This window comes from Oceanobacter antarcticus (assembly GCF_044962685.1).
GTDB lineage: Bacteria > Pseudomonadota > Gammaproteobacteria > Pseudomonadales > Oceanobacteraceae > Oceanobacter > Oceanobacter antarcticus.
Genome location: NZ_JBBKTX010000002.1, coordinates 79986 through 96670, shown reverse-complemented (window position 1 = coordinate 96670; position 16685 = coordinate 79986). Strand labels below are relative to the sequence as shown.

The window sequence follows — 16685 nt, the reverse complement described above, 5'->3', positions numbered from 1 at the left end:
TTTCCCGGATCGGAGTACGATTCTGTTTAGGCTGTCTCCAACCTAGGAGACCCCATGACCCGACCACGCAAAGATAAATCCTTGTCGATCCGATTTACACCAGAAGAACGTGCTCTGCTAGAGCGCTTGGCTGCCGGAACGTCACTGGCGCAGTACATCCGGGAGCGGGTGTTGGATGAGCAAATTTCACCGCGCCGTACACGGCACAAGTTTCCCGCCAAAGATCATGAGGCCCTGTCGCAAATCATTGGCGAACTGGGCCGCACACGCATTGCCAACAACCTCAATCAGATCGCCCGAGCGGTAAACAGTGGTTTGCTAATCATGCCCTCCCGCGAAACCGAGCTGGTGCTATTGGCCGCATGCGCCGAAATTCACCAGATCCGCAACCTCATTTTCAAAGCTCTGGGAATGAAAGAGACATGATCCTAAAAGCCTCACAGCGCAGCAACGCTGCCCAGCTAGCCGCTCATCTGCTGAATGCGAATGATAACGAGCGTATTGAAGTCCATGAGGTCTCCGGATTTATCGCCAACAATATTCCCGGCGCGTTTAAAGAAGCCGAAGCCGTCGCCAAAGGCACACGCTGTTCTCAGTTTTTGTTCTCAATGAGCTTGTCACCGCCTGCGCATGAGCGTGCCGATATCGCTGCGTACGAAGACGCGATTGCCCGCGCGGAGGAACGCCTGCAACTGAGCGGACATCCCCGCGTGATCGTGTTTCATGAGAAAGAAGGCCGCCGTCACGCCCACGCGGTCTGGAGCAGGATCGACAGCCAGCAGATGAAAGCCGTCAACATGGCCTTCTATAAAGACAAGCTGACCGGCCTGTCGCGGGAGCTGTATCTGGAGCATGGCTGGCAAATGCCGGATGGTCTCATTGACAGAAAGCAGCGAAACCCACTCAATTTTACGCTGGCCGAATGGCAGCAGGCCAAACGCCTGAAACAATCTCCGCAGGAGATCAAAACCACCCTAAAGGAATGTTGGGCCACCACCGACAACCAACCCGACTTTGCCGCCGCACTGGAGCGCAAAGGCTACGCGTTGGCACAAGGTGATCGGCGCGGCTATGTTGCCGTGGACTGGCAAGGGGGAGTGTATTCACTGTCACGCTGGTTAAACCAGAAAAACCCCACCTTGCAGTCCAGGCTGGGGGAGCGCACCGCTCTGCCCACCGTGGATGAGGTTAAGGCAAGACATTCACAAGCCCTGTTGAACAGTGTCCGCGTAGGGCTGGAGCAGATCAAGCAGAAATATCAGCCCCGCCTTGTCCCCTTAAAACAGCAAAGACAAGACATGATCGCCCAGCATCAGGGCGAACGTGACCGAATGAAGGCCAAGCAGGATGAACGCTGGCAGCAGGAAGTGGTGCAGCGCCAAGCTCGCCTTAGCCGTGGCCTGAAAGGCCTGTGGCAACGATTGACAGGCCGTCATCAGACACTGCAACAACGAAACGATCTGAGCACTCTGGACGCTCTCAAGCGCGACCAGCAACAGCGCGATGACCTAATCTATGCCCAGCTACAAGAACGACAGGCCTTACAAAACAAGCTTGATATCCTGCACAGGCAACGACAACAGGAGGTCGCTGCGTTTAAAGACACCCTGTTCGCTCATGTTCCGGAGCAAAGCCAACAGCCGGTGCGGGATGTATTTGCGCAGATAGAGCAGAAAAGGAAATATAGATCTCAGCACCCCATAATATCTTTGGATCTGTAACGCACAATGAGTGGCAAAATATCTCATTTAAAGTGCAATAGAACCGAACCTGCCATAGACTCTGATAGCGATAGCAGAAGAATAAATTGGCAACTTTGTCTCTCAGTAAGAATACAAACCCATTTCCAACTCACATACAATATCCCCATATAATCACCGAAAATTTAATAGCGGATAAATATATGGATGTTGAAGAGTACACCCACGAGGATATAAAAATAGTACAGAAAATCATGACAAACGCCTTAACGAGAGACAATCAGGATGAACTACAGGAATTTTTAAAAGGAGAATTATCTTACTTCCGGTTTCCTCAAGACCCGCTACATGAAAAAACCCTCAGAGAAGTAAGCTCACAGTCTCACAGAGAGCTTACTATCAAAAATAATGCAGTATTGAGGCTTTTGGCTATTAGAGATATTCTGAAAGGTTATGTCACAGCCTACAAGACAGAAAATGGTGGTGAATACCTACGAGAGGTTACCCCCAAGATAACTGATCAAGTTGGCAGCCAAGGTGCTAAATACCTTCCCTATCATAGTGATATGGGATATTTAAGATTCTCAGAAGAGACAAATCATGCCAACAAATGCAGAGCACCTGACTACTTGTCGCTCACATGTATTCGCAACTCGGAAAAAGTTGGTACATTCGTTTTAGATATCGATATTATTAAAGAAAAGATGGGAAACTCTTTCAATTTCCTTAAAAGAAATTGGTTCTCATTTCAAAGCCCAGACTCCGTTAAACCAATCAAGAAATACAAATCAAAACCGATTGTCTTTTCTAACAATGGTGTAGATTTAATGAGGTGGGAGAAGTGCCTACCAAGCTCACTGGAAGGAGCAGAGGTTTATACCACCCTTTACAAACTTCTTGAGAACATCGACTTGGGAGAAAACATCATTCTGAAACCAGGAGAAACACTGGTTTTTAACAACAGACGATGCCTACACGGCAGAAAGGCAATAAAGTCGCTTAAGGCAGTTGACGAGCCGAGGCTATTATTTCGGGTATATGTGAACAACTTCCCCCAACCAGCAGGGCTTCCCGAAGATGAGTTATTTTACCGGCAGGAAGGTTGACATATACATCAACCACATATAGCATTATGATTTGAGAAAGAATGGAGGTGGACATGTCAACTTCTACTGCAAATAGTCGATCACACGCCTTTCGTCCTGCTGACAAAAGAGCAAAATTGCAAGCCACTGATAAATCTAAGGATTCTACTGATCTTGAAAGAATCTTTAAGCTTACAAGCAACCCATCAGTCACTCCAACCATGTTAGCGGAAAAGTTTGGCCTCCCTACAGATGCCGTTCATGTCTCAGAAGGCATAAAGAACTCACCGTACTGAGTTATACTTGAGCTCAACTAAATACAAAGGCCCGTCAATTATTTGACGGGCCTTTTCTTTTGGTTCGCCATTAAACCTCGCTTAACTATTCCCTGATACCCTATGACCATTTCATGGAGACCAAAGAGCGTATTCCAGCCCTTTGGAAACCTGAACCAACCCTACGCGGATTAGATGGACGTAAGCATTTCGAATGCTTAACCTCGACCACTGTTTCGCCAGTGGAGGACGATCACGGCAATATCTGCGTTATTCAGATAAACCTTAAGCTGTATCAATGATTGTGTTTGCCCGTAATGGTTTATGTGGTTATCTTGTATTGATATAGCTGGTTAGGTTTTGGCTCGTTTCGACCCTAAGCGGACATTAATGATTAAAGGCTCTGATTATATTAATCCCAACACATGATGGAACTGATGTGGTAATAGATAAAGTCGTAATTGAAAACTTCAAGGGATTTAAGGATCGATTCACCTTATCTCTAAACAAGGGCTTGAACATCGTTGTTGGTGACAATGAGGCTGGAAAATCAACCATTCTGGAAGCCATAAACATAGCTCTTACTGGGCTTTATAATGGGCGATATTTGCAGTATGAGCTTAGCCAATACTTATTTAACAACGAGGCTGTTGAGGAGTACTTAAATAGCCTAACAACAGACAACCCTCTTCCACCACCAAGCATACTCATTGAGCTATACCTTGAAGGAGAAGAAAGACCTTTTTTAAAGGGTACCAAAAACACTGACGGAGCTGACTGTAGTGGAGTGTTTTTGAAGGTTGAATTTGACGATTCCTACCAACCAGTTTATGAGGAGCTAATCAAATCTGGTGATCTAAAAACTCTTCCAATCGAATATTACCGTATCGTTTGGAAAGGCTTTTCAAGAGATCCTATCACCGCAAGAAACATCCCTCTTAAATCAGCATTCATAGACTCATCAAGCACAAAATTTAGTAATGGTTCCGATGTTTATATTAGCAGAATTGTTAAAGAGCTTTTAACCCCAGAAGAGATAGTCAATATTTCTCGGTCACATCGAGAAATGAAAGAGCATTTTATGGACAACAAATCCATACAAGCTATTAACGACAAACTGACTACTGCCTCAAAAGTTAGTGAAAAAACTGTCTCTATATCTGTTGAATTATCATCAAAACACGCTTGGGAAAGCAGCCTTACCACTTACCTTGAAGACATACCCTTTCACTACATAGGAAAAGGTGAACAAAGCATTATAAAAACAAACCTCGCCCTGGCTCATAACAAGGCTCAGGAAGCCAATATTATTCTACTGGAAGAGCCAGAGAATCACCTCTCACATAGTAAGCTTAACGAGCTAATAAAGTCAGTTAAGGCAAGCTGTACTGAGAAGCAAATACTTGTGACAACACACAGTAGCTTTGTTGCAAACAAACTGGGGCTGGACTGTTTAACGCTGCTCAATGATAGAAAGCCTGTAAAAATGGACGGCTTATCACCAGATACTAAAAAGTTCTTTGAGAAGATACAGGGCTACGACACTTTGAGGTTAATTCTGTGTGATAAAGCTATCTTAGTTGAGGGTGATTCGGACGAGTTGGTAATACAAAAAGCCTATATGACTGCTAATGGCGGCAAGCTACCAATAGAAGACCGTATTGATGTTATCTCTGTTGGTGTATCGTTTTTACGATTCCTTGAAATAGCCGTTAAGCTATCTCAACGGGTTTGTGTAGTAACTGACAATGACGGTGATATTGAAGCGTTGGAGAAGAAATACAGCGACTATTTGGGCGACAACGCCAAAGCCAATATAACGATACATTACGATAGTGATATTGATATTGGTGAGTTAAAAATTGGCGATAGAAAATTCAACTACAACACACTTGAACCAAAATTTCTTAAAGCAAATGGCTTTAAGAATACGAAAAAAATACTTGGCGTTGAATATGATGAAATAGATGATCTTCATAAATATATGAAGTCAAACAAGACTGAATGTGCTTTAAAGATCTTCGATAGTACGGAGAATATTATTTACCCAGACTATATTACCGAGGCTATAAGTGATGACCAATGAGCTAATCATTGCTTCCGCTGGATCAGGTAAGACCACCAAATTAGTTGAAAAGGCGTTAGAGAAAGCGAATGCTGGTGAGTCTGTGCTTATTACAACATTCACAGAGGCTTGTGAGCAGGAAATAAGAGAAAAACTGATTGAGGAAAGTTACGGCTACATTCCAACACTAATTACGATTCAAACTTGGTTTTCATTTCTAATTCAGCACGGTGTCAGACCTTATCAAGACTGTGTTACTGATAAAGACATCACTGGCTTAATTCTCGTGAGTGGAAAATCTGGATTACGGTACGAAACAGAGGATGGTAAAAAAGTCTATTGGGGGGAGGCAAAAAACCCCTGTGAGTTTTATTTCTCTCAAAGCGGGAAGATTTACTCAGATAAGTTGGCTAAATTTGTAGTTCGGTGTAATAAAGAATCTGGCGGGAAAGTTATCAATAGAATATCTCAATGCTTCGACAATATCTTTATTGACGAAGTTCAAGATCTTGCTGGTTATGACTTAGATCTTTTAAAACTGCTCTTTGATTGCGATACAAGCATATTACTTGTGGGCGATCCAAGGCAGGCAACGTATTCAACCAACAATGCCCAGAAAAACGCAAAATATAAAAGAGCGAGCATTGTAAATTTCTTTTCCGATGACACGATTAAAATTGATACCGATAATACTTCATTAACAGTGAATCATCGTTGCTCCGGTCAAATATGTGACTACTCGAATAGTATTTATCCTGCATTACCAAAAGCGACAACTGGCAATAACGCGGTTACAGGTCACGATGGGGTTTTTATAGTTGAAAAATCTAAAGTCGAATTATACTTAAATGAATTCACCCCTGTGCAGCTTCGGCATTCAGTCAAAACAAAGGTAAACATAAATTACCCTGTGTATACATTTGGAAAGTCAAAGGGGCTTACGTTTGATCGAGTGCTAATATACCCAACCGATCCAATAATCCAATGGTTAGAAAACTCAGAAAAAAAACTGGCTGACACATCACGAGCTGGTCTTTATGTTGCAATGACAAGAGCTAAATACAGCGTCTGCTTTGTGCTTGATAAAAAGAAAATAGAGGCCCTTAACGGCATTAGAGTTTATCAGGGAACAGCTTTTTAAGTGTAGAGATCATTTGGATCCAGACATAGGTTCTATGTTTTATTTTAATGTCCGCTATTGGTCGAGTGGCTTTTGTTGGCCTTTAGTTTGAAAGAGAATAAAAATGACACTAAAAGGTCTTTTAAAAAGGGATGGATATGTATTCTTGAGAGAATATATGAAACATCTTACCACGGAAGAATTTCTGCGACATTTTAAGGAAAGTGAAGGTCTAGAACAGGCATCCAATATTCATAAGCTTGTTCCCGCAAAAATGAAGGACAGCACGCCTAATACATATAGTGGACAATACGGTTACAATGATTTTCCGATGCATACCGATCTTGCGCACTGGGCTAGGCCTCCCCGGTACATCTTGCTTCGTTGCATCAAGGGGTGTAGCTCTGTTTCAACCAAATTGCTTGATGGAAATGAACTGGTATGTGAGTTGGGAAAGCGAAGGCTTGAGCGCACTCTCGTTAAGCCCAGACGACCAATTAATGGAGAAATCCCGTTGATGAGAGTGTTTCAATCAGGAACTCCGAGCCTTTTTAGATGGGATAATTCGTTCATAATTCCAGCTTCTCCGGCGGGAAAGGATGGAGTATTTTCTATCAAATTGAAGATAGAAGAAGCTGATACAAAACATGTTTATTTACATCAAAAGGCCGATTCCTTAGTAATTGATAATTGGCGAATGCTGCATGGTCGGTCAAAAATAACCGACGGCTATGAAGATCGAATAATTGAACGCGTTTATTTGGAAGATAAAATATGTCACTAACAACACCTACGAGCTGGGAAAAAGATGCTCTATTGATAAAGGCTCAAAAATATATCGAGCAAATGCTTCAACATGATCCTACTGATTGGCAATTTGTTCTGTTTTCAAGTTTTTCATTAGAGTTCTTATCTCGGTCAGCCTTATCAAACGTAAGTCCTGTTTTACTGGCGGATCAGAAAAATTGGCACAATTTGTATCATGCTCTTGGGTTTGAGCCAAACGCAAAAAAGTTTCTTCCTAAATCGATTATCGTTGCAGATGTTCTGTCAAGATTAGGAGACATATATCCAGAATTTAATAGTGAAATCGAAGCTTTCTGTCTTGCGCATACAGGAATGCGAAACGCGGAACTTCATTCTGGAAACTCTCCTTATGAGGGGCTAAGTCAATCCTCTTGGCTACCCAATTTTTACAAAGCATGCTCCGTACTTTTAAAAACAATGGGAAAGGAACTGGCTGATCTTATTGGTGATGATGCGGCTGAGTTGGCTTCTAAACTTATTAGCGCTGCATTGGATGATGCCGCGAAAGCGGTGTCTGGAAAAATTAAGTCTCACAAAATAGTTTGGGATGAAAAGGAAAAAGCGGATAAAGAGACGCTTGCAAAACAAGCTGAAGTTTGGGCAACTAAACACGTTGGACATAGAGTAGATTGCCCAGCATGTGGTTCTCTGGCAATTCTTCAAGGTGAGCCGATTTACGCGCCAACAACCACGCTGGAGGATGACACCATTATTGAAAAACAACAGAATTTACCAAATAAATTTGAATGTATAGCGTGTGGTTTGAAAATTTCTGGGTTGTCTCATTTAAGCCAAGCTGGCTTGGGTGATGTATTCATTAATAAGAATGAGTACGATGCTGCTGAATACTACGCTCCTGAAGAAGACTGGAGTGAATACGAAGATGACAATAACGAGCCATTTTAATAAGTAATCTGTTAAGGGGAAATAATAACTAAATGTCCGCTTTTGGCCGAAAGACGACATAAGCGATAAAAAGGGGAAAGCCTTCCCCTGATTACAGCCGCCAGAGGTGTCTTCCATCACCCCTTCTAGCGGGGATACCCCGCAACGCCCCGTATAACTTTAACTGTGAGCACATCCGTGTTCGTCCATTGATTATTTCTTCCCCTTTTGGGTAGACCTAAAAATATCACATAACTTGTCTCCATCAAGACATCCCCCAATCTTCCGCTCTGCGTTTGTGCAGATGGGGCGGTTCCCCCTGTCTGGATTGCGTCAAAACATGCGATTTTACGCTCGCTCCGCTCCCTATTTTTTCTGGGGTTTTCAACCCCAAAAGGGGTGTGTTTTTTACAAGGAGCAAAGACATGAACAGTGATTACAATATTTACGTTGCCGATTTAGCCGCCTACAACGCCGGAATCCTGCACGGGGTGTGGATCGATGCCACCCAAGAGCTGGACGACATACAAGAAGCTATTCAAGCGATGTTAGCCGCCTCACCTGAGCCGTTCAGTGAAGAATGGGCAATCCATGATTATGACGGTTTTGGTGGGCTTGGTTTAGGTGAGTATGAAAGCCTTGAGCATGTTCATGCTATCGCCGTATTTCTCGAAGAGCACGGTGAGTTAGGCAAAGCCGTATTATCTCATTGGTGCAGTGATATAGACCAAGCACAGCAGGCCTTGTCCGATGATTATCACGGCTGCTTCACCAGCCTTCCCGACTTCGCGCAGGCGTTGACCGAGGAAAGTACAAGCATTCCAGAAAATCTGGCTTATTACATCGACTACGAGAAAATGGGACGAGACTTAGAAATCAATGACGTTTACACCGTCACAACCGCTTATGACGAGGTGCATGTATTCTGGAACCGCTAAGGCGGTTCCTATTTACGGTTTCTTAATACTGGCGCTATAGAATACAACTATAGATTTAATCAGGATGGTAGGGCTATGGGGCGTGATATGCGCAGGAAACATAAACATTACGGGAGTTTTATCTGTGATAAAAATCCCGTAAGCAAAGCGGTAGATTTGCAAGGACTTCCCGTCTGGGAGGTTACGCAATGACCAGCGAATTTGACGCCATTAACAAAGCCGCTGATGAACAACGGCGTACGCAAAATTTAGATGATTTCAATAATGAAATGGCCGGACGCGATACCGGACGCATAAAACGTTTTGGCTTTGATCAGGCTCGTCAGGACGCTACCGAAGACAAAAAACGTAAACAATCTGCCTTTGAGCAGTTGATGATGAATCCAGTCTACCGCGAAGCCTGGACTAACGCGATGAATGCGGTCAACCAAGCAGAAGAAGCCGTATATCATGCCCTGATACAGGCCAGTGATACTTTGCATGAAGCGCAGAGTCAGTACCAAGACCTATTAGACAAAGCCGCTTTGACCGATGATGGTCAGCGGGTGTTTAAAGACAAGCATGGCGAAGTGTACACCGAAGACGGAGACAAGCTCTCGGCAGACGAAGCGGCGCAGATTGACTGGCGCGGTGACGATCCTTCAAGGGAAGATCAGACCCACAGGCAGGATGCACTGACGACCGCCCAAAAAGAATTTGACCGTATCAACGGCCATTCCAACCGCCTTGTTGAAATCCGCGAGGAAATGACGGCGGGTAAGAGTAGCCCGCTATCTCTTGATGAAATTCAGGCGATGGAAAAAGAAGCATTGAAAATAAATGACTCTCTTGATTTAGCTACAGTATCCTACGATAGCGACCTAAACCGTGAAGCTCCTCAGGTTGCTCCAAACCTGACATTTACTTTCTGATAACACCACAAGCCCTTTCAATCAGAGCTAGTACTATAGCTCGTGGATGGGCATCAGGGTACTTCTCCATACTGGCGAGGATGAGGCCATTGCGTGCGGCATGCTTCGGGCCATAGTACCACTCCATAACACACCTGCCAGTCTCATTGGCTTTGGCTGCTGCAACTTGCGACAGAGCATCTACCGCTCCTTGTATCCAGAATTTCTGATGCGCTTCTTGCAGCATCAGAAAGTCTTTATTCGTAAAATCCTCTGCCTGCGCCATATTTACTATTCCCGCAAGCAATAGCATTGTTATCGTCACTGATAGCTTTTCTGTATGAAAACGAACGTTATTGATACTATTTCCATATTAATCACTTTAGACCATCTGTGGGTCATCTGCCTGCCTATAATCAATCACTTGCATACAGGAGTGTGCAAAATGAGCCTATGGATCAAAAACGTTCGTTTTTGTCCATGCAGATGCTATGCATCTTAGGCACATAACTCGCTGTAAGGAGGCAATATGGGACGCAAGATTGGTTATCTGCGGGTATCCACAGGAGAGCAATGCCCTGACCGTCAGATTGATGGGCTGGACAGCGAGTGTGATGAGCTGCGGATAGAACAAGGCGTCTCTGCCAGCGCGAAGTCTCGCCCAGTCTTTGAGCGCCTGCTGGCTGATTTGAAGTCCGGTGATACTCTGGTGGTCTGGGATTTAGACCGCGCTTTTCGTTCGTCATTGGATGCGATTACGGTGGCAAAAACTCTCAGCCAGCGAGAAATTCACCTGTATATCGTGACCTTGCACATGGACACGTCAACGCCCGCAGGCCGTTTTGTTTATACATTGCTGGCTGCTCTGGCAGAGTTCGAGCGTGACACACTGCGCGAACGCACGAAACAAGGGCTGGAAGCCGCCCGTAAACGGGGCAAGACGCTAGGCCGCCCCCGCAAGCTGAGTGATAAAGATGTCACTTATGCTCGCTACCTGCTGGAGCATGAACCCAGTACGACCATTGCAGGCCTCGCTCGATCCTATGGTTGCTCGCGCCATACCCTGATTAGGGCATTGGCGTAATAAATCTCGGCGCTTACGGTGCGCGAATGGCGCTGATGACCGCAGAATCGCGCCTCTTCTTTCCGTTACAATAGGCTCAAATCCCTCTGCCCCCTGGATAACTCAATAAGGATCATTGTATGTCTTTACCCTATGACAATGTCGTCAACCACGCCATTACCCGGTTTGCAGGCAAAGAAAACCCGACCTTGTTAGATTTTAATCACCTCAAGAATCTCTCTCAGGTACAGCAAGGCTTAGTCACGTATGAGGCTCAGGGAAAAGGCATGACGTTTGAACAGCTGATCAATGAGGCGCATGATTCCAGTCGGCTCGCTCGCCATATGACCGCTAATGGTGATCCTCGTCCAAGCCAGCATTGTGATTGCCATGCAATTATTGCAGGCAAAGATCCGCGCGCAATACCGATGCGGGGCATCATGGCATGGGCAAAAATGCGGATCGATTTCCCCGCAAATGGCGCTTGGCTGCCCCACAACACCGCAGCTAAGCCTCAAATGCCCCGTCACCTGAGTAATGCTGTTCCTCACAGCCGCATCCACAGGAAAGGTTATTACCAGTGGCTCAGTACACTTATTGACCAATCGCGTATTAAAGATGATAAATCACTGGCGTTGGCACTCAGGGAAATACGGTTTAAGCTCGAAACCTGTACTTTCCCGAGCTTTGTGATGTTAAGGGCAGATCAATTACCATGATATATCGTATTCACCACAATGAAGCCTATCTGATGTACTCGGTGCCACCTCTGGAGGCAATGACCAAACTTGGCGAGCAGCATGGTGTTTTTGCGTTTAATGCCGAACCCAAATCCTATACGGATGTGTGGAAAGCGCTTCATATTGATTTTAGCCCCTGCACTGGCAGCAAAACCAAAGCCATCCCCGACATATCAGAGAATTTCGGAAGATTGTTTTTGTCCACCAAAGCTCATGCCGTGCTAAAAGACGTATTGGCAGAGTGTGGTGAATTTTTACCTGTCACATATAGCGAAGGTGAACGAGGATTTATCTTTAACCCTTTGTTGACCGTAGAGCAGTTGGACGCTCTCGATACAGAGCTAACGACCCATGATCACAATGGCAATTTGGAATATTTCAGTTTCCATGAAAAAAAATTAAAAGGCATTGCCATCTTCAAAGCTCAGCTTGATACATACAAAGGTATTTTTTGCAGTGAAGAAGTAAAAAAGGTCTGTGAAAAAGCACATCTGAGCGGAATAACGTTTAATCCAGACATCTCTAATCCTATTGGTGAACTCTACACAACGGAGCAATGATTTTTACATTAGTAACAAAACCTGTGAGGAACTTTTAAAATATAACTAGTCTTGAATCTGAAAAATTTTCTTTTCCTCTTCTGTCATCTCAGGGATACGCAAAGATTTAAAATACTGAATAACATCATCATCACTAAAGTATATTATAGGAAATATAGAGATTTTTCCTGAAGCATCACTCCAGATAATATTCTTCGAATCACTAGAGAACAGAATCACTTCTATTTCGCTTACGGAATTATCATACTCGAACATAACGTTTCCCGTCTCTACTGACCGAATGACAACACGACTATCTGAATCGACTTGAAGAAATAATTTTCCATCCGGACTAAATTCACTGTATTCTTTTCTTATATTTTCTATGGATTTCCATTTTACAACTGGAGTACTGGTGTCTTCCATATTGTAAATCAAAATCTCACCTTCAGTTTGAGTAAAGAACTGAGTAGAATCAAAACTAAAGCCCATTGACGATATTTCTACATCAGAACGAATTGTGTCAACAACCTCACCGTCAGCAAGTCTTCTAAACGATATTTCATAATGGTCTAATGTTGCATACTTACCATCATCACTTGGTGTGTTATAAGTCAAAAACACAGAAAATAATTCAAAATTCGTACTCATCGCCTCACAGCCAACAGAAACGCTCTTCCCCTCAATATCAAGGTTCCCCTTCATCATATCAGTAACATTACGAACACATTTAAATGAGTTTGCATCCCACATCTGATCTTTAAAATCACTCCCATTACTCAAAAAGAAGTCAATGTAAGTATCATGCGTCGAACTCTCACCAATATATTTAAAGCTGTTGCTATTTCCAATTTCATCAACTAGATAAACCCAGAGATGATGGTACATTCCCTCCCGAGAAGCAGCCATAACAACTGAATCGTCATTAGAAAAACCAACAAATTGCAATGGCAAATCACTAGAAATAAAGCTAGATAGCATACTATTTTCAATGTCCCAAAATATGCTTTTGGCATTACTGAATGTAAAAATAACCTTACTTTGATCGTGAGATATTTGTATACTAATGATATTGCCATCCAAATTAAAACTATCAATCAACTTATAATCGTCGACATCCCATACCTTAACAGTTCCATCTTTATACCCAATTATCAGCAACTGTAAATTTTGATCAATATCAAAAGATGAAATAGTTTTTCCATACCCATCAAAAACGGAGCTTCCTTGAGGAAAACGGATATGCCTATAAATTCTAATCTGATCGGGTTTAGAAAAAGAATAAAAATCTTTAGTTCTTCCTAAAAAACCAAAACGATCAAAATAATCATCAGCATTTGTCCAATATGAATATCCTTCGCCTCCGCGAAAAGAATTATATACGCTGCCATATGCGGTATCCCATAAATGCATACCTCCATCCCAGTCTTGACTTAAAAACATGGAATCATCATGCGAGAAGTAGACCTTGGGAATCATAAGTTCCGAGTATGAATCCATAAGCTTTTGAATTTCACGCCCTGTTCGTAAATCAAATATTGAAACATGGCCACCATTACCAGCGCCGACGTACTTTCCACTATCACTGACGGACAATACAGAAAAATATCTAGCCTCCTCGTATTCCTCTTTAGTCTTATTAAAACCACTCAGTTTGATTGGCAAATCTGTATCTATATTGCTAAAGGATGCAGAGCTTTTAGAACCCACAAAGCTTCCGCATTCGACAGTTAAATCAAAATTTTTAGCACAGAGCGCTGTTGCATTTTTATTTAAGCTATACCCCGAATATTTATCAAAAAGAAAAAAAGTTTCTAGTCTATTATTGTTATCGTTATTGAAATTTAAACGGATTATTCCTCTATCTCCAAAAGCAGAAAAAACACCATTTTCAGAATCATAATAATAGTCGAGGCCTATATCATCTATATCGCCCTCAGAAAAAACATCAAAATCAATTCCATTCAAATTAATTTTACCCGACATGCTTTTTCGAATAACCACACCACGATCACGATCCTCCTCATAGCCAATCATCGGCTCGTCGAATATTCTTTCATCAATCCTTATCAACTCAGGAGTATTAACATCATATACAAAATAATATTCATCATCACTTACAGATAAAAGCAGATTATTCCCGTTACTAAAAAAATCAATACCTACCAACTCTCCGACTTCAGGAATTTCAAAAAAATTTTGATAGCCCGAATTAACATCTTCAACCAGAACAAAGCCATCCTTGGATGCAACTGCCAAGTATTCTCCACTACTAGCCACATCAAAATAATCTATACGCTCACTAAATTCTATAACATCTGACTCAACATGATTTCCAATGGCCTCATTTAACAACTCAATTGAATTATTATAAGCCCGATCTAAATTTTCTAGTTCTTCCGTTTCATCTATAACATTAAGTGCTAACAAAATAGCTAATCTCGTCTCTCCAGAGGATAGTAAATCCCTTGCTTTTTCAGACCAATATAGTTTTTTATTAATCGAAGATTTTTTCATCTCATCAACTATTTCAGTTGAAAGGTAATAGCTATAAAATCCAAACCCAGACAGAGCCACTACCAGAAATAAAAATCCTAAAGTTATAGATTTTTTTATTATTTTTTTTCTTTCAGAAATCTTGTCATAATATTCTAAACTCGCATGCAAGAAATAATTTTCATCGTCTGCAAGCTTTCTTTCCCCCCGCCACCTATGAGCTTCTTCTAAATAAGGCTTGGTGAGTAGGTAGTCACTCCTTCTATCATTTTTTTCCCAGTCATTAATTTTATCTTTAATTTGGTTTCGCCACTTAATGAACTCTGGCAGGGGCTGCAACCAACCAGCAAGCACATCCCATTCTGATAAAAGGCTTTCATGAGATATCTCAACCGTTACATCACCATCATCTACGTCTTTCGTAATATTTTTATTTCCTGAAATCGTTAATAGCCTGTACTTCTCTCCAGCGAGTTTTTTGATAATCTCCCATTCTTTGTCTCCAAATCTCCCCCTATAACCTAGTTGCCTAGAAAACTTTCCGTTATCAGAGGTTTCGATCCAATCAACTAGTCTAAGAAATATATCCTTAACGGTTTCCTTCTCAGCCTCATTTCCCAATTTCTCGATAAAGTCATTCGCTTTATTCGGCAATGCACCAAATAGACCGCCCATACTCAGATATGACTGAAAAGTTATCGTAATGGTTTCTTTATTTTCCCATAGCTGGGCAAGTGTATACTGTAACAAGGGAATAACATTGCTATGAGAAGCTTGTTTAATCGCTGTCACAGCATCCTCTACCAATCGCTCTGACAGCCCCTCTTCAAATGCGACTGGACTATCTTCTAATGGAAGGCAAATGACATCTGCAACCTGATCCTTCGTGGATATCGGGGTGATTATTCTATGATGGTGATTGTTACTGATCAGGTTGGTGAAATCGCTATAAGGGTTGAATTGTTCCTGAAAGTCACTGCGGATAGTTAACAGGAAGCAAGCCCGAGGTTTGCCATCCGGGTTTGCACTCTTCAATTTCTGCTGTGTTGAAACCAGTAAATCCAGAAAACCTTTGCGATCCTCATTGTCGACTTCCTTGGTAAACAATTCTTCAAATTGATCAATAATAATAAGAAGTCGCTTGCCCTGGAGATTCTGGCAGACAGTATCGATATACTGAACAAGTGCTGCTGCGCCCTCTTTTCCCGAGAGCATATCCGCCATCTTCTGCTTAGATTCTTCAAACTCCGCACCTTGCAATCCAGGCGAATGAAGCTTAAGTAATGCCCCAATCAAGGCATAGAAAGGTCTTTTTTCTTTCAAACTGGGTGAGGAAACCCGAAGGCTCAGATACTTCCATGTGTTTGTTCTTACCAGCTCATAGGCTACCCCAGCCAGCGCCAGAGATGACTTGCCCGTCCCCGAAGCCCCCATCAACGCGTAAAAGGCGACATTATCTATGTTTGTGACGATATCTGCGGTTTCTTCTCTGCGCCCAAAGAAGTGCTCGGCATCATCAAAATCAAAGTGGTTCAGGCTTTTAAAGGGGGATTTCAGCTCAATAGCATCTTCTTCTGGAAAGTCTTCACTTTTTTCGCGAGCTTCGATCGCTTTTTCTATTTTCCACCGCGCTATAACTTTTTCTATAAGGTCATCAAAACCCTCGAAGGATTTTATTTTTTCTATTTGAAATTTGTTACTACTTTCAACAAATACTATAAAACCATCTAGGAAATCCTTAACACTTCTTCCGTGATTCTTATCGATACAGGCTCGAACAAACGCTTCAGCATTCTCCTTCGTAACACCACTGGAGCCCATTTTGGTCATAGTACTCCACGCTGGAAGGGTTCTATCGCCTTCCAGTTTGCTTTGTATACCCACCTTTTCTTTAGAGGTACAAAACGCCCATAATGCTTGCCCATCCCAATCTTTTTTATTTTTTTTGCCTACATCCTCGTAAGCACCAGTGGTAACCGAAGAGCACATTGAATCCAGCAGCTTGCTGTATTGATCGGCTAATGACTGAGTTTTACCTTTGCTAGTATCCGACATACTCTAAGGTTCCGTTCACTTGTCTTA

The 16685-nt window shown here is 42.6% G+C and carries 14 protein-coding genes; 12 read left to right on the top strand and 2 right to left on the bottom strand.

Annotated elements, in window-relative coordinates; translation table 11 throughout:
• Positions 1-54: 54 nt before the first annotated feature.
• From WG929_RS02015 to WG929_RS01975, 9 genes are all read left to right on the top strand, one after another.
• Positions 55-426, top strand: a complete 372-nt coding sequence (locus WG929_RS02015; RefSeq protein WP_416204681.1) for a plasmid mobilization protein — start codon at positions 55-57, stop codon at positions 424-426.
• On the top strand, positions 423-1721 hold the full coding sequence (locus WG929_RS02010; protein ID WP_416204680.1) for a relaxase/mobilization nuclease domain-containing protein: 1299 nt from the start codon (positions 423-425) through the stop codon (positions 1719-1721). The genes WG929_RS02015 and WG929_RS02010 overlap by 4 nt, the downstream gene beginning before the upstream one ends.
• A 182-nt stretch (positions 1722-1903) precedes the next feature.
• The gene (locus WG929_RS02005) at positions 1904-2806 is read left to right on the top strand and encodes a Fe(II)-2OG oxygenase family protein (RefSeq protein ID WP_416204679.1); all 903 of its coding nucleotides are present in this window, start codon (positions 1904-1906) and stop codon (positions 2804-2806) included.
• A gap of 693 nt (positions 2807-3499) precedes the next feature.
• The gene (locus WG929_RS02000) at positions 3500-5146 is read left to right on the top strand and encodes an ATP-dependent nuclease (RefSeq protein ID WP_416204678.1); all 1647 of its coding nucleotides are present in this window, start codon (positions 3500-3502) and stop codon (positions 5144-5146) included.
• Positions 5136-6266 (top strand): UvrD-helicase domain-containing protein, encoded by a 1131-nt coding sequence (locus tag WG929_RS01995; protein ID WP_416204807.1) that lies wholly within the window; start codon positions 5136-5138, stop codon positions 6264-6266. Before WG929_RS02000 ends, WG929_RS01995 begins: the two co-directional genes overlap by 11 nt.
• 103 nt (positions 6267-6369) lie before the next feature.
• Positions 6370-7029 carry a TauD/TfdA family dioxygenase gene (locus WG929_RS01990; protein WP_416204677.1) on the top strand — a complete coding sequence of 220 codons (660 nt, stop codon included), beginning with the start codon at positions 6370-6372 and terminating at the stop codon, positions 7027-7029.
• Entirely contained in the window at positions 7020-7958 is a 939-nt protein-coding gene (locus WG929_RS01985) for a hypothetical protein (RefSeq protein WP_416204676.1), read from the top strand. Before WG929_RS01990 ends, WG929_RS01985 begins: the two co-directional genes overlap by 10 nt.
• Before the next feature lie 404 nt (positions 7959-8362).
• A complete protein-coding gene (locus WG929_RS01980) occupies positions 8363-8875 on the top strand; it encodes an antirestriction protein ArdA (RefSeq protein WP_416204675.1) in 513 nt (170 codons plus the stop codon).
• Positions 8876-9063: 188 nt separating this feature from the next.
• Entirely contained in the window at positions 9064-9786 is a 723-nt protein-coding gene (locus WG929_RS01975; protein ID WP_416204674.1) for a hypothetical protein, read from the top strand.
• Here WG929_RS01975 and WG929_RS01970 read toward each other — a convergent pair.
• Positions 9776-10051 (bottom strand): hypothetical protein, encoded by a 276-nt coding sequence (locus tag WG929_RS01970; protein ID WP_416204673.1) that lies wholly within the window; start codon positions 10049-10051, stop codon positions 9776-9778. The two genes, WG929_RS01975 and WG929_RS01970, sit on opposite strands and share 11 nt — an antisense overlap.
• Positions 10052-10294: 243 nt before the next feature.
• Here WG929_RS01970 and WG929_RS01965 point away from each other — a divergent pair, with 243 nt between their 5' ends.
• From WG929_RS01965 to WG929_RS01955, 3 genes are all read left to right on the top strand, one after another.
• Entirely contained in the window at positions 10295-10849 is a 555-nt protein-coding gene (locus tag WG929_RS01965; RefSeq protein ID WP_416204672.1) for a recombinase family protein, read from the top strand.
• A 119-nt stretch (positions 10850-10968) separates the two neighbouring features.
• Entirely contained in the window at positions 10969-11547 is a 579-nt protein-coding gene (locus tag WG929_RS01960) for an AHH domain-containing protein (protein WP_416204671.1), read from the top strand.
• The gene (locus tag WG929_RS01955) at positions 11544-12128 is read left to right on the top strand and encodes an imm11 family protein (protein ID WP_416204670.1); all 585 of its coding nucleotides are present in this window, start codon (positions 11544-11546) and stop codon (positions 12126-12128) included. Before WG929_RS01960 ends, WG929_RS01955 begins: the two co-directional genes overlap by 4 nt.
• Positions 12129-12173: 45 nt before the next feature.
• Here WG929_RS01955 and WG929_RS01950 read toward each other — a convergent pair whose 3' ends face one another.
• Entirely contained in the window at positions 12174-16658 is a 4485-nt protein-coding gene (locus WG929_RS01950; RefSeq protein ID WP_416204669.1) for an nSTAND1 domain-containing NTPase, read from the bottom strand.
• Positions 16659-16685 lie beyond the last annotated feature (27 nt).

What these genes read in the sequence shown, in the direction of transcription:
- WG929_RS02015 (WP_416204681.1), top strand. Translation starts at nt 55, where the DNA reads ATGACCCGACCACGCAAAGATAAATCCTTGTCGATCCGATTTACACCA.
- WG929_RS02010 (WP_416204680.1), top strand. Translation starts at nt 423, where the DNA reads ATGATCCTAAAAGCCTCACAGCGCAGCAACGCTGCCCAGCTAGCCGCT.
- WG929_RS02005 (WP_416204679.1), top strand. Translation starts at nt 1,904, where the DNA reads ATGGATGTTGAAGAGTACACCCACGAGGATATAAAAATAGTACAGAAA.
- WG929_RS01995 (WP_416204807.1), top strand. Translation starts at nt 5,136, where the DNA reads ATGACCAATGAGCTAATCATTGCTTCCGCTGGATCAGGTAAGACCACC.
- WG929_RS01990 (WP_416204677.1), top strand. Translation starts at nt 6,370, where the DNA reads ATGACACTAAAAGGTCTTTTAAAAAGGGATGGATATGTATTCTTGAGA.
- WG929_RS01985 (WP_416204676.1), top strand. Translation starts at nt 7,020, where the DNA reads ATGTCACTAACAACACCTACGAGCTGGGAAAAAGATGCTCTATTGATA.
- WG929_RS01980 (WP_416204675.1), top strand. Translation starts at nt 8,363, where the DNA reads ATGAACAGTGATTACAATATTTACGTTGCCGATTTAGCCGCCTACAAC.
- WG929_RS01975 (WP_416204674.1), top strand. Translation starts at nt 9,064, where the DNA reads ATGACCAGCGAATTTGACGCCATTAACAAAGCCGCTGATGAACAACGG.
- WG929_RS01970 (WP_416204673.1), bottom strand. Translation starts at nt 10,051, where the DNA reads ATGGCGCAGGCAGAGGATTTTACGAATAAAGACTTTCTGATGCTGCAA.
- WG929_RS01965 (WP_416204672.1), top strand. Translation starts at nt 10,295, where the DNA reads ATGGGACGCAAGATTGGTTATCTGCGGGTATCCACAGGAGAGCAATGC.
- WG929_RS01960 (WP_416204671.1), top strand. Translation starts at nt 10,969, where the DNA reads ATGTCTTTACCCTATGACAATGTCGTCAACCACGCCATTACCCGGTTT.
- WG929_RS01955 (WP_416204670.1), top strand. Translation starts at nt 11,544, where the DNA reads ATGATATATCGTATTCACCACAATGAAGCCTATCTGATGTACTCGGTG.
- WG929_RS01950 (WP_416204669.1), bottom strand. Translation starts at nt 16,658, where the DNA reads ATGTCGGATACTAGCAAAGGTAAAACTCAGTCATTAGCCGATCAATAC.